At 46.0% G+C, this 12,900-nt stretch carries 11 protein-coding genes, 1 tRNA gene and 3 pseudogenes; 11 read left to right on the forward strand and 4 right to left on the reverse strand.

Going from position 1 to position 12,900, the window contains the following annotated elements; all coding sequences use genetic code 11:
* Positions 1-36 precede the first annotated feature (36 nt).
* Positions 37-1,341, reverse strand: coding sequence for a CitMHS family transporter (locus Z042_RS21345; RefSeq protein ID WP_024911440.1), 1,305 nt, complete (start codon positions 1,339-1,341; stop codon positions 37-39).
* Between the two features lie 456 nt (positions 1,342-1,797).
* Between Z042_RS21345 and Z042_RS21350 the strand changes: the two genes are divergently transcribed.
* The 4 genes and pseudogenes from Z042_RS21350 to Z042_RS26700 all read left to right on the forward strand — a co-directional run.
* The gene (locus Z042_RS21350) at positions 1,798-2,697 is read left to right on the forward strand and encodes a LysR family transcriptional regulator (protein ID WP_024911439.1); all 900 of its coding nucleotides are present in this window, start codon (positions 1,798-1,800) and stop codon (positions 2,695-2,697) included.
* 146 nt (positions 2,698-2,843) lie between these two features.
* On the forward strand, positions 2,844-3,683 hold the full coding sequence (locus Z042_RS21355; protein ID WP_024911438.1) for an ankyrin repeat domain-containing protein: 840 nt from the start codon (positions 2,844-2,846) through the stop codon (positions 3,681-3,683).
* A 26-nt stretch (positions 3,684-3,709) separates the two neighbouring features.
* A complete protein-coding gene (locus Z042_RS21360) occupies positions 3,710-4,531 on the forward strand; it encodes a hypothetical protein (RefSeq protein WP_024911437.1) in 822 nt (273 codons plus the stop codon).
* Between the two features lie 54 nt (positions 4,532-4,585).
* A pseudogene (locus Z042_RS26700) lies at positions 4,586-4,675 on the forward strand (TA system toxin CbtA family protein); the annotation flags it as partial.
* A gap of 211 nt (positions 4,676-4,886) precedes the next feature.
* Here Z042_RS26700 and Z042_RS21365 read toward each other — a convergent pair.
* Positions 4,887-5,225, reverse strand: a complete 339-nt coding sequence (locus Z042_RS21365) for a type IV toxin-antitoxin system YeeU family antitoxin (RefSeq protein ID WP_024911436.1) — start codon at positions 5,223-5,225, stop codon at positions 4,887-4,889.
* Between the two features lie 486 nt (positions 5,226-5,711).
* On the opposite strand from Z042_RS21365, the gene Z042_RS21370 reads away from it, so the two are divergent.
* From Z042_RS21370 to Z042_RS26705, 4 genes and pseudogenes are all read left to right on the forward strand, one after another.
* Positions 5,712-6,761, forward strand: coding sequence for a PDDEXK-like family protein (locus tag Z042_RS21370; protein ID WP_024911435.1), 1,050 nt, complete (start codon positions 5,712-5,714; stop codon positions 6,759-6,761).
* 417 nt (positions 6,762-7,178) lie between these two features.
* Positions 7,179-7,466, forward strand: a pseudogene (locus Z042_RS25330) (site-specific integrase); the annotation flags it as partial.
* Positions 7,467-7,541: 75 nt separating this feature from the next.
* A protein-coding gene (locus tag Z042_RS21380) for an IS3 family transposase (protein ID WP_154667012.1) occupies positions 7,542-8,650 on the forward strand; the annotation gives its coding sequence in 2 pieces (ribosomal slippage) (positions 7,542-7,791 and positions 7,791-8,650; 1,110 coding nt in all).
* Positions 8,651-8,667: 17 nt separating this feature from the next.
* Positions 8,668-8,778: pseudogene (locus Z042_RS26705) on the forward strand (hypothetical protein); the annotation flags it as partial.
* A 15-nt stretch (positions 8,779-8,793) separates the two neighbouring features.
* Here the strand turns inward: Z042_RS26705 and Z042_RS21385 are convergent.
* A tRNA-Arg gene (locus Z042_RS21385) sits at positions 8,794-8,870 on the reverse strand.
* 339 nt (positions 8,871-9,209) lie between these two features.
* Between Z042_RS21385 and folD the strand changes: the two genes are divergently transcribed.
* On the forward strand, positions 9,210-10,076 hold the full coding sequence (gene folD, locus Z042_RS21390; RefSeq protein WP_024913950.1) for a bifunctional methylenetetrahydrofolate dehydrogenase/methenyltetrahydrofolate cyclohydrolase FolD: 867 nt from the start codon (positions 9,210-9,212) through the stop codon (positions 10,074-10,076).
* Between the two features lie 11 nt (positions 10,077-10,087).
* The gene (ybcJ, locus tag Z042_RS21395; RefSeq protein ID WP_024913949.1) at positions 10,088-10,300 is read left to right on the forward strand and encodes a ribosome-associated protein YbcJ; all 213 of its coding nucleotides are present in this window, start codon (positions 10,088-10,090) and stop codon (positions 10,298-10,300) included.
* A gap of 112 nt (positions 10,301-10,412) precedes the next feature.
* Here the strand turns inward: ybcJ and fucA are convergent, their stop codons facing one another.
* Positions 10,413-11,060 (reverse strand): L-fuculose-phosphate aldolase, encoded by a 648-nt coding sequence (gene fucA, locus Z042_RS21400; RefSeq protein ID WP_024913948.1) that lies wholly within the window; start codon positions 11,058-11,060, stop codon positions 10,413-10,415.
* Positions 11,061-11,567: 507 nt separating this feature from the next.
* Here fucA and fucP point away from each other — a divergent pair.
* Positions 11,568-12,890, forward strand: coding sequence for an L-fucose:H+ symporter permease (fucP, locus tag Z042_RS21405; protein WP_024913947.1), 1,323 nt, complete (start codon positions 11,568-11,570; stop codon positions 12,888-12,890).
* Positions 12,891-12,900 lie beyond the last annotated feature (10 nt).

Genomic DNA, 12,900 nt, shown 5'->3' on the forward strand with positions numbered 1-12,900 from the left:
TTAATCCTTAATGACTACATTCAATATGTTACATAGCTAAAATGGGAACACTCCCGTGATCGCCGCTGCAAAAGTCATAATCACGCTAGCTGCCCACAAGACCGGGATTGAAAATTTCTGGTGGTCGGCCAGATCGACACCCGCCAGGCTGACCAATAGGAAAGTGGCAGGTGTCAGTGGGCTGACAGCAAAACCGGTCGTCATTTGCCCCAGAATCGAAGCCTGCGCGACTTGAATGGCAGGAACCCCCATCAATTGCACGGTATGAGCTATCACAGGCATGATGCCGAAATAGTATGAATCGGGGTCAAACACCAGACTGAGGGGCATGGCAATCAGGCCGACGATGAAGGGAATATGTGACGCAAAGGATTCCGGCATAAAGCCAACGGCAGCTTCCGACATTGCCTTAAGCATACCGGTACCGCCCATAATCCCAGTGAATGCACCAGCAGCAAACAGAATGCTGGCCATCATTAGTGCCGCTTTGGCATGGGCATTGATGCGTTCCTTTTGCATTTCAACGTTGGGATAGTTGATCATCAACGCCAGTGTTAAAGCCACCATAAAGGCAACCGTCGGTGAAATACGCGTAAGAACCATGGTGCCGATTACCGCAATAACCAGTGCCAAATTCAGCCAGAACAGGTGGGGCCGGCGCAGTATTTTTTCTTGCTCGGTTAACTCCTTATTGTGAGAAAAATCACTGGTAACCGATTGGAAATACGCCGCACCAAGCCGTTTTTCTTCTTTCTTCCCCCAATACCATCCCATGCCAACCATGAAGATCAGGCCGCAGATTTGAGCAGGGATCAGTGGGATAAACAGATCGTGCGTAGGAATATTCAGCGCTGCCGAAGCCCGAATCATAGGCCCGGTCCAGGGCAGGAAATTGACACCTGCACTTAATGCGGTAATCCCCACTAAAATCCGCTTATCCATCCCAAGCCGGTTAAACAGAGGCAACATGGTGGGAATGGTAATCAAGAATGTCACTGCGCCATTGCCGTCTAGGTGAGCGATCAGCGCCAGAATACCGGTACCGATGATAATCTTGACGGGGTTAGTGCCGACAAAACGCAAGATCCCACGGATAATTGGATCAAACATTCCTGCATCAGTGATCACGCCAAAGAAGGTAATTGCAAAAACGAACATAGCCGCCATAGGAGCCAGCTTGGTAATCCCTTCAATAATATATTTCGCCGTATCAGTACCGCTGCCCGCCACCAGGGCACCAATGATAGGGATAACTATCAGGGCGACCAGAGGCGACATGCGCTTTGACATGATGAAAAATAACAAGGTGGCAATGGTAAGCACACCAATTAACGCCAACATACATCTCTCCTTATATTTATTAGTTTGGCACTGTTAATGTCATGTTGCTTTTAGTTGGTTTGGATTAAAAAATATATAAAATCCCCGGTATTAACTTCATCAAACTTTGCTTGACCACATTATTTTTACCATATCAACGTTTATCAATACCAATTCGTCATTTCGATAACACTTAAACCTTTATGAATAAATGGTTTTATTTGCAAATCAAATACATTGATTTGTTTTTCTTTTAAATAAAAAATACATATAAAACAAATTATTATGCTTGTTTTTGCAAACACATGAAATTTGTTCCGTTTGAGTTCATACTTTATTTATTGAGTTTAGCCATTATTTATTTAATATAAAAAAAGCAATTGTGTCATTGATCACAAAAACAATTTTTCCACGTGTTACATGGAAAGTAAAACGAATAAGATATTAAGTATATTGAATAAGCGGTTAAGGTTAGGAATGAATTTATCGATAAAGCAGTTAAGGGCATTTTTAACTTTAAGTGAAACTGACAGTTTTACTCGCGCCGCCAAAACCTTTAATTTATCGCAACCGGCTTTCAGTGCATTGATTGCCGGCCTGGAGGAGGAAATCGGTTATCGTTTGTTTGACCGAGATACCCGTCGAGTTCAGCTAAATGCTAATGGAATTCATTTTATCGATCTAGCTCGCAGGTTAGTACAAAACCATGATGATGCCGTTGGTGAGATAAAACTGCGCGTTGCGGGTAATAAAGGCCATATAACATTAGCTGTATTGCCTTCTATTGCTGTCGAATGGCTACCGGAAGTTTTGGTGCAATACAGCCTTGTCCACCCAGAAACTCGCATCAAGCTGATAGACACACAGTGGGATCGCTGTCTGAAAGCGCTGTTGGATGGGCAAGCTGACCTGGCGCTTACCGCGGGCCAACCATCGTTGAGTACATTTAATTCAACGCTACTGTTTTCCGATAAATTTTACCTGTTGTGCCATCGCAATCACCCATTAGCACGACTGGAAACAGTAGATATTACTGATATTGGTCAGTACCCCTTTATTGGCTTTTGTCTGGGAACCAGTATTCGCCAGCATACCGATAGATTGTGTGATGGCGGCGAAGGGTTCAATTATCAGATGGAAGTACGGCAACTCACCACCATGATGGGGCTGATTGCCGCCAATTATGGCGTCAGTATTACTACTGGTCTCACGCTGTTCCAGTTCCGCCATAAAGATATCGCCATCATTCCATTTCGCGATCTGGCACTGGAACGCGCAGTCTATCTGGTGACGGTTAAAGGACGCCATCAGCCCGACTGCGCTCAGGCATTCGCCGATTTCATCTACCAACAAGCACAGCACTTTTCCCCAAACTAATCTTGGTCGCTGGTTCACCGCCAATAATTCGTGGATTTCCGCTGTGACGCCACAACTTGAGATGATACGCCACTGCCCTCACAATTTGTCTGTAACATAACATTGCCTCACTTGCCGCCTGGATGGCGTAATCAAAAGGAAATAGGATGGAAGACGATAAATCACTGCTCTATGCCTGTGTAATAAACGATCTGAGCCTGATAAAAGAAAGGCTGAAAAACGCCAAACCTGCGCAGCTAAAAAAAAGCACCCAGGAAACCGGAACGCCACTGCATGCGGCAGCCTTGCATGGCAACAAGGAAGCAGTTGATTTGCTGCTCGCCGCTGGCGCGGATATTGAAGCGGGGAATTTTCTGCGCGATAACGCGATGCACGCCTGCATCAAAGTCGGGAAACTGGACATAGCCAGATACCTGATTGAGAAGGGATCTGACATTAACAAAAAAGGCTGCCAGAACCGCCATGCACTCAACCAGTTGATTTGCTATGCGTGGAACCGTGAATTTGCTGAGTATCTGCTCAGCAAGGGCTGCGATATTTTGCAGACCTCGCGAGACGGTTACAGCATGCTCAACGATGCGACTTGCTCAAACAACACGGATGCAATAGATTTTTTGTTGAAACACGGGGTCGACAAAAGCGATCTCAATTCGGCTTTGTGCTGGGCGATTCTTAAAAATGCCTGTGAGGCAACTCGGTACATTCTCGCTCAAGGCACCAGCCTGGAAGAAATGTACGCTGCAACCAAGGGCCTGGAAAAAGGGCTTTACCACACGATAGCTACCAAAGAAAACAGCACTGATCTGATCAAACTACTGATAAAGCATGGCGTGGATTTCAGCAAACTGCCGGAACGTGCCGTTGTAGTGGGTATAGACAAAACAAAATTGAGTCCGCTGGAGTATGCCAAAGCGCATTTTACGAAATGGCCCGCTGCCGTTTATCTGGCAGATAATATCCGCGTGATAGAAGAAAATACTGCCTGAGAAAACGACAGAAAGGGAGCATTGCCATGTTTGGATGGGGTAAGAAGAAACCAAAAACCGTTGAGATCACGTTGATTGAACGCGGCAAAGATGAAGCTTTTGGTGTTTCACAAGTGCTAGTCGATCAGTTGCCGGATACCTTTGAAATCAACACCACGCTGCATCTGGGCGACGTGGATTGGCAGGTTGTTGAGGCAATGCCCGCCACAAAAGCTGAATTCAGAGAAACGGGTAAGGTGACAGTGGTGCTGGTCAAACAGGAAATTTTCGATATCGATCCGACCAAGCTGCTTTTCAGCCTGCCGACAATCAGCAATGACCTGGCGATGGTGGAGGCAGTTTCCTCACTGGAAAACGTACTGGTGCTGCGCGAGGACGACTGGCGGCAGTTTGAATTTCTGTCCTTCAGCTTGAATGAGCTAGTGCAACAAGAGGTTCAGGACATTCTGGCGATTTATCACACGCAACGCGAGGCGGCCGGTTTTAAACAGGTTCATGTTCGTAAACGCATTGCTGAACCGCTACCCGGTGTCGCGCTGCCGCTTGAATCGCTGGCGCACCTATTCAACATTGAAAAACGATTCAGCGGGGTGGCCTTCAATAACGCCGCTGCCACCATCGTCAATGGTTTTGCCAGGCAAACGGGTTCCGGTTGGATCTTTTGGGGGCAGACCGACGCGCAAAATAACCTGGTTGTGTTGTGCCTGTTGCCTCCTCACGACGCTGATGCTGCGATCATGGCAAAAAAAATCGACGATTTTGTGCTGGCCAATGATCTGTTACTGGTCGATTGGGTTAGCGTTAGGCAGTACGGAAAGGATGCAGACAGTTTTAGCCTTTATGAGTAGGAACGCCAGCCTCAACCAAGTAATTCTGCTGAACAAGATGATGAATACCAGCAGTTGTTGACCTGGTTGCTGATTCATGGTTACGGCCTGAAACTCAACGATACGCAATATCACGACGAACAGGTCATAGCCCAGCAGATTGAAGACATCCGGTGTAGCCAACTGACCGATTTGGCCCTACAGGATTCGAACACGTTATAATAACCATTGATATTAAATGAAAAATTCAAGTTCGATCTTTTTTATACCAACAATTATACCAACAAATGATTTTATGTGAAAAATCAGCTCATTATCATGAAGCTGAGTTACCTAAACTGTTAACGCCTAAGGATATCGAAAAAACTGCGCTGTTTCAGGCTGTCAGTATTTCCTGATAGACCGCAATATAGACGTAGCCGCAACTTCCCAATGTATCCACTTCACAAGTAAACCCCGCATGCTGGACAGTCACGCAATGCGAATGGAGGGGATATAGTTCACCAGACAACAAAAGAGCTTCCAACTGTTCTATCAATGTCGGGAACGTTTGGTTAAGTGTATCGGCAACCTCGGGAGTAAAAACACCTATATAGTTCGCCCTGTCGGCAAGAAAATGTAGGCGGGCTCCTTCCTGAACTAACCGGGCCCCTAATCGTGGCGTGATATCAGGCTGTAGCCCCCAAGCTGGGGGCAAATTTGTGTTATTGCTCATGTTGACCTCTTGGTGAGTGCTGGTGTGAACAGTTTTACCAGTCGAATATGGCAAAGCCGGGTAATTCATCGTTCAAAGCATCGGTATGGCTCATCTCAATACAATGACGCTTTAGCTGGGTAGCTATGAGTCAACGAGCGGATTTGGACAACCAAGCCCCCAGGCGAATGAGATATCCTGAGACGGTGAAGCTCAACCCCACTCTATGCGGTCATGTGACATGGCATAGAACAATGCATTGCCGTCTTCGGTGATATGAGCGCTACTTCACAATAAATAACGGAATATTGTTGGTAATATTTCAGCAGATTGCATTGCTAACTCCATGATTTAAAAAGCAGGGATATTATGGTTTAATATCAATTTGGCAAACAGGTGCAAAGTTTTTCTCAAAAATACTGACAGCAGCCTAAAGTCAATTAAGCAAAAATGCTCACATGAAAATGAGCCTTAAAAGCCTAGGAGGAAAAGGATTTGGACCACGTAATGGATAAACAGGCAGGTGAGTTTACAAGGTTCCTCAGTCATATCTCAGTATGGGATACGCTTAATCACCAGGCAAAAGAACGTTATCGAAGCAAGCTTGCACCGGATTTTCGTCTGTTTGACTTGTTGCGATGTAATGAGATGACACTCTCCCGTTGTTTGGCTTTTCTGCTTGATCCAAAAGGGACTCATGGCCAAGGTGAATTATTTCTCTCGAAATTTCTTCAAATCTTGCCTGAAAACCTGAGCTTTCCTTGCTCAGGGGAAGCAACAATTTTTACCGAATATACAATGCCTGATGCGCGGCGATTGGATATATTACTGACCTGCTCAAACAGTGCTATTGGAATAGAAAACAAACCCTGGGCTGAAGATCAACTGTTACAACTTTACGACTATGCCAAGTGGATGAATGAGCGATATACACAGAACCACTGGTTACTCATTTATCTATGTAATAATGAAATAGGTGAAAAAACCCTACCAAGTGACAGTAATCCCAATCTAAAAGATGGAGTATTCCCTTTCACTTTCTACCGTTTTGTCGAATGGTTGGAGGAGTGTTCCCTGCATGTCACAGCCCTGCAAGTACGTGTATTTATCGATGAACTGGCCCAATTCATTCGTGAGCAAATAAATGGAGAAAGTAATATGGATGAGCAGAGTGAATTAACCCAGTTAATACTTAGTAGCCCTGAGAATATCCGTGCAACATTTTTGGCAGCACGTAGCTTAAGAAATATCAAGTCACAGATGTGGCGGAAATTTTCAGATAATTTACTAAATCAACTCATACCACTTGAAGTTAACATTGAGTACGATCCTGAATTGCTTGATGGAAAAAAAGAGATAGGATTTGACATCATTTTCCACCCAGGTGATCGATTCGCCTTGAGATGGCAATTTGAGTATTCAAACTATAGAGGCTTCTGTTTTGGCATTGTAAATCATAATGAAGTTGAGCATGTGAAGGATGCAATATTGTATCCACAAATTCGCAGTGCGATGAATCAGTGTTTTCCTTATGTTAGTGAAGAGGGGTCAGATTAGTGGCCATGGTGGTGTTGGGCTGAGTCAACCATGGATGTTCCGGGTAATTGGGAAATGAACCCAGAGGCATGGCTTCTCTTACTGAAGAGTGATGAGAATAGTTTGGCGCAGACAGTGATAAAGATTGTCCAACGCATGAAAGACAAATTCGATCTTAAACTGCTCAGAGGTGAGCTTTCCGCTAAAAGTTCAAGATTATAAATTGAATAGCTCATACTTAATATCGAGACTGTAATTTAAATTGTGTAATTGCCTGTTTTTGATATGTTCTTCCTGACAATGGAGACAGGCAAATTATGGACGAAAAGAAGCTCAAGTTGGACTGACCCCACCCCGGTAGACGATCCTGCCCTATAGTTGGATTGGCCCATTCTTAAATATGACTTTTCACGCAACCAGGCGACAAGCGCATTAAGGAAAGTCTTGCGTGAGCAAATCGGAAATCACAATAGATGGGTGTTTGTTCATAAAACAAAAAGCTGGAGATCTGATGGAACGTCAACAGAATCAGTCCGCAAGTTGCGTATTGACTCAAATAACGGGTGGCGCACGGCCCTAAAACGAGCAGGCATAGAAAACTTCCGTTTCCACGATTTGCGACACACATGGGCAAGCTGGTTAATTCAGGCTGGTGTCCCGCTGTCTGTTTTGCAGGAAATGGGGGGTTGGGAGTCAATAGAAATGGTGCGTCGATATGCCCACCTGGTGTAGTCCCCCCTGAATTTAGTCTTACAGTTTAATGGAGTTCTCTGGTTAAAATGCAACCAATGGAGGCTCATCATGAAGAAAGCGCGTTTCACTGAAACCCAGATCCTGCGGGTACTGAAAGAAGTTGAAGGTGGCCGGCATGTGAAGGATGTTTGCCGCGAAAACGGTGTATCGGAAGCCAGCTACTACAACTGGAAATCCAAATATGGCGGTATGGGATCCTCTGATATCAAACGTATGAAAGAGCTGGAACAGGAAAATCGGCGGCTAAAACAAATGTATGCATCCCTGAGCTTAGACCATGAAATTCTTAAGGATGTTGTAGCAAAAAAACTTTAACGGTGCCTGAAAAGCGTGAGCTGGTGCGTTATGTCATGACGGAACATCAGACCAGCGAACGACGCGGGTGCCGAATTATGGGGATGAGTCGAAGCCTGTTGCATTACTGCCCGAACACGGCACGGGATATGCCTGTGATCGAGGCATTACAAAAATTGGCCCATCAATATCCGGCCTATGGCTTCGGCCTGATGTTCAATAAGTTACGCCAGGCAGGACGGTCATGGAATGCAAAACGGGTTTACCGACTCTATCGCCTGTTAAAACTCAACCTCAGGCGTAAAGGGAAAAAACGCTTACCTAACCGGCATCCACAGCCTTTGGCTACTCCACTTAAAATAAACCACTGCTGGTCGGTTGATTTTATGAGTGATGCGTTGCTGGACGGGCGTCGGTTTAGATTATTTAACGTCGTCGATGATTTTAATCGGGAAGCGCTGGCCATAGAGGCTGACTTGAATATACCGGCTCATCGTGTTGTTCGTATACTGGAACGACTCAGTGCAGAAAGAGGTTACCCCGCATTTATACGAAGTGATAACGGGCCAGAACTCACAGCAGCAGCGTTAGCCGAATGGGCAGAACGCCACGGCGTGATACTTGATTTTATTCAGCCAGGCAAACCGATGCAGAACGGATTTATCGAGCGATTTAACAAAACGCTGCGAACAGAGATACTTGATATGTATCTGTTCCGAACGCTTTCGGAAGTGCGAGAGTTAACAGAAAACTGGCGTACAGAATATAACGAGGAACGCCCGCATAGCTCACAGGGCAATGTGCCGCCAGTTATTTATGCGAGGCAAAAACTGAACGGAGATCCTCATTGGCGGTGGTACTAAAAACTGGAGGGACTACACTTGCACCAAGTCACTTGACCGAACATGCGCGCCAGATTGATGCGATTTTTGGCGTTAGTGTCCCAAATCTGTCTCACCTTGAAAGACAGGAAGGAACAAATGATGTGTAACTATATGATTCAAAATGGTACGCCCTAAAGGATTCGAACCTTTGACCTACGGCTTAGAAGGCCGTTGCTCTATCCAACTGAGCTAAGGGCGCATTTGGGATGTGGTAAACAGAGTTGCGGGTTGGATTATACGGTCAGAGGTTAGCGAGTCAATGCCTTTTCATAATGCAACGGCGGCAAGCGTGTTTTATGGTGATTTTTCGCACACAGAAGCGATTTTGGGCAACGTTGCTTTTTATCCAACACATAATACTGTCAGATAAGCAAGATAAAAACCTAGAGGATCATGCTGTTGAGACAAAAAGCCTAAATCACGACTCGGCTGTTTCCCCAATCTCTGCCTAACCCTGATTCAGTGCCTGACAGAGCGCCTCTCTTCTGACAAAATAGCCACCTCCCCCGCTTTTCTTAAATGATGGATTTCCTCACTGATGGCAGCAAAGATTATTGATGGTAAAACGATTGCGCAGCAGGTTAGAAACGAAGTGGCTGAGCAAGTGAAACAACGTTTGGCAGCAGGCAAACGTGCTCCGGGCCTGGCGGTGGTTCTGGTCGGCGAAAACCCGGCCTCACAGATTTATGTTGCCAGCAAGCGCAAAGCCTGTGAAGAAGTCGGCTTTATCTCCCGCTCCTACGATCTACCCGCCTCTACCACTGAACCTGAATTGCTGGCATTAATTGATAAGCTGAATGCCGATGGTGAAATTGACGGCATTCTGGTGCAACTTCCATTACCTGCCGGCATTGATAATGTCAAAGTGCTGGAACGTATTCATCCAGATAAAGACGTGGACGGTTTCCACCCTTACAACGTGGGCCGCCTATGCCAGCGTGCGCCAAAACTGCGCCCTTGCACCCCACGCGGGATCGTCACCTTGCTGGAACGCTACAACATTGATGCTTACGGCCTGAACGCCGTAGTCGTCGGGGCTTCCAACATCGTTGGCCGCCCGATGAGTATGGAACTGCTGCTGGCTGGCTGCACCACCACCGTTACGCACCGCTTTACCAAAAACCTGCGTCACCATATCGAAAACGCCGATCTGCTGATCGTCGCCGTTGGTAAACCGGGTTTTATTCCGGGGGAATGGATCAAACCCGGTGCGATCGTCATTGACGTGGGTATCAACCGTTTGGAAAACGGTAAAGTGGTTGGCGATGTCGATTTCGCAAGTGCAAACCAGCGTGCATCCTACATTACCCCAGTTCCTGGTGGTGTTGGCCCAATGACTGTTGCTACACTGATCCAAAATACCTTGCAGGCCTGCGAGGAATATCACGACATTCAACCAACATAAGTAAAGGTAGTATGGAAATTTTTAATCTGGAAAATCACCCGCACGTTGAGCTGTGCGATTTGCTGAAGTTTCAAGGCTGGTGTGAGAGCGGCGGCGCAGCTAAAGAAGCCATCGCCGAAGGGCACGTTAAAGTCAACGGCCAAGTGGAAACGCGCAAGCGCTGCAAAATCGTTGATGGCCAGAAAGTCAGCTATAAAGGCATGAACGTCACGGTCAAAGCCTGACCGTTCCAGCCCCCAAAGAAATGCCGGGTTAACCAGGTTGCCCGGCATCTTTGTTACCAAGCGTCATGCCGTTGAGAATCTGTATTCAGGCAGGCCGAATTTCCCCACAGATTCACTCTTCAACACGCAGACCGTAAGTTTTAAACCTCTCCAATACAATGGCAATTTCTTCATCAGACAACACCGGTACAGGCTCAACAATAGGTAAGATTGAAAGGTAAAGTTCGGCCAATACTTCAACTTCGTGAGCCAGCCACAGCGCTTTTTGCAGATTAACCTCACAGGCGATCATGCCATGATGTTGTAATAGCGTGGCTTTGCGATTTTTTAGCGCAACCGCAACATATTCAGAAAGCTTTTTGGTTCCAAAGGTGGCATAAGGCGCACACGGGATCGAGCTTCCTCCTGCTGCGGCAATCATGTAGTGAATGGCAGGGATTGGGCGATTAAGAATGGATACTGCGGTGCAATTTACGGCGTGATTATGTACTACCGCATTAGCGTCCGGCCGTGTGTGGTAAGCAACCTGATGAAAACGCCATTCGCTGGAGGGCAGTTTCCCTGCTTCAGGTTTCCCATCGCCATCAATATAAACAATGTGCGATTCTGTCAGATTCTCATACGGGATACCTGTGGGGGTGATCAGCATACCGTCCTGATAACGCACACTGACATTACCCGCAGTGCCCTGATTAAGCCCCAAACGAGTCATTTCCAAACAGGTATGAATAATTTCGCGAGCGAATGAATCTCTTGCCATTTTTGCCTCTTTGCCCAAGTCATGGTGTCAACAATAAAAGTGGGTATAAATACATGGCTTTTATATTTATCCTATAGCAAACAACAATAAACACCTGAGTAAAAATATGTGATAGGCATCAATATAATGGCCATATTTATCTGAAAATAAAACGTTAGGCTAAGTAATAAAATGTCCGTTTAATCGTAATCATCAGCAAACGGTCAATTATTACAAAGCCTATCAACAATTGACCGTTTAAAATTAAAAATAAAAAATCGGTCATTAACCTTGTGTTATTTAATTCAATGATGATTAAAACGGTCATGTTTTCAGTTTTATTAAAGTGATAATGTTCACAATTTCCCCACCAATCACATTGAATGTGATTGCGCTCATATTTTTAATATTTTTTTATTTTGAGAATGACCTTACTTATCGCACTAACGGCGTATAACTTCCTGCCAGAACAGCAGGATGAGCATAAGTGAACGTCGTCAAAAAATTATCTGATCTAACGAGGGCGCTATGGGAAACGTTTCAATTCAGTCAGAAAGCTACCGTGTTGCCAGCCAGGAGCGTAAAAGGAGTTACGTCATTCCCTTTGCATTACTTTGCTCGTTGTTTTTCTTATGGGCAGTGGCCAACAATCTTAATGATATTTTACTGCCGCAGTTTCAACAGGCTTTTACGTTAACCAACTTTCAGGCTGGCCTGATACAGTCTGCTTTTTATTTTGGCTACTTCCTCATTCCTATTCCTGCGGGAATATTAATGAAAAAATTGAGCTACAAGGCCGGGATTATTACCGGGCTATTATTTTATGCTATTGGCGCAGCATTATTCTGGCCCGCAGCCGCAGGGATGAATTATACACTTTTCCTGATCGGCCTCTTTATTATCGCCGCCGGACTGGGGTGTTTAGAAACGGCAGCCAACCCTTTTGTCACCGTATTAGGCCCAGAGGAATCAGGTCATTTCAGAATTAACCTGGCACAAACCTTTAACTCGTTCGGAGCCATTATTGCCGTGGTATTTGGTCAGGGGCTCATTCTGTCGCAAGTTCCTCATCAACCCGCAGAAGTGCTCAACCAAATGGCCCCGGAACAGCTTGCCGCTTATAACCACAGCCTGGTATTAGCAGTGCAATCTCCGTACATGATGATCGTGGCCGTAGTATTACTCGTGGCGTTACTGATTACGTTCACCAAATTTCCAACTATTCAAAGTGATGCTCACGACGACGGCAACCAAAGCGGTTCCCTGTTGGCCTCCGTTTCACGTCTGCTGCGTATTCGCCACTGGCGCTGGGCGGTGCTGGCGCAGTTCTGCTATGTCGGCGCACAAACGGCCTGCTGGAGCTACCTTATCCGCTACGCCATTGAAGAAATTCCCGGTACCACACCGGGTTTTGCAGCGAACTACCTGACCGCCACCATGGTGTGCTTCTTTATCGGGCGTTTCAGCGGCACCTGGCTGATCCGCCGCTATGCTCCCCATAAGATACTGGCCATTTATGCCTTTATTTCCATGCTGCTGTGCGTTCTCTCTGCGCTGGCGGGTGGCCACATTGGCCTGCTGGCCCTCACGCTGGCCAGCCTGTTTATGTCAATTCAATACCCAACCATTTTCTCTTTGGGGATCAAAGGGCTCAACCAGGATACCAAATATGGCTCGTCCATTATCGTGATGACCATCGTTGGTGGTGGCATTGTCACCCCGCTGATGGGATTCGTTAGCGATGCAGCAGGTAACATTCCTACTGCTGAACTAATCCCGGCGCTGTGCTTCGCCATCATTTTTATCTTTGCCAAGTTCAGAACACAGGTTATTCCAGCCATCAACGTTTAATAACCATTAA

Source organism: Chania multitudinisentens RB-25, assembly GCF_000520015.2.
Classification (GTDB): domain Bacteria; phylum Pseudomonadota; class Gammaproteobacteria; order Enterobacterales; family Enterobacteriaceae; genus Chania; species Chania multitudinisentens.

Coding starts and splice junctions, on each gene's coding strand:
- Z042_RS21350 (WP_024911439.1), top strand. CDS start 1,798: ATGAATTTATCGATAAAGCAGTTAAGGGCATTTTTAACTTTAAGTGAA.
- Z042_RS21345 (WP_024911440.1), bottom strand. CDS start 1,341: ATGTTGGCGTTAATTGGTGTGCTTACCATTGCCACCTTGTTATTTTTC.
- Z042_RS21370 (WP_024911435.1), top strand. CDS start 5,712: ATGGATAAACAGGCAGGTGAGTTTACAAGGTTCCTCAGTCATATCTCA.
- Z042_RS21355 (WP_024911438.1), top strand. CDS start 2,844: ATGGAAGACGATAAATCACTGCTCTATGCCTGTGTAATAAACGATCTG.
- ybcJ (WP_024913949.1), top strand. CDS start 10,088: ATGGAAATTTTTAATCTGGAAAATCACCCGCACGTTGAGCTGTGCGAT.
- folD (WP_024913950.1), top strand. CDS start 9,210: ATGGCAGCAAAGATTATTGATGGTAAAACGATTGCGCAGCAGGTTAGA.
- Z042_RS21360 (WP_024911437.1), top strand. CDS start 3,710: ATGTTTGGATGGGGTAAGAAGAAACCAAAAACCGTTGAGATCACGTTG.
- Z042_RS21365 (WP_024911436.1), bottom strand. CDS start 5,225: ATGAGCAATAACACAAATTTGCCCCCAGCTTGGGGGCTACAGCCTGAT.
- fucA (WP_024913948.1), bottom strand. CDS start 11,060: ATGGCAAGAGATTCATTCGCTCGCGAAATTATTCATACCTGTTTGGAA.
- fucP (WP_024913947.1), top strand. CDS start 11,568: ATGGGAAACGTTTCAATTCAGTCAGAAAGCTACCGTGTTGCCAGCCAG.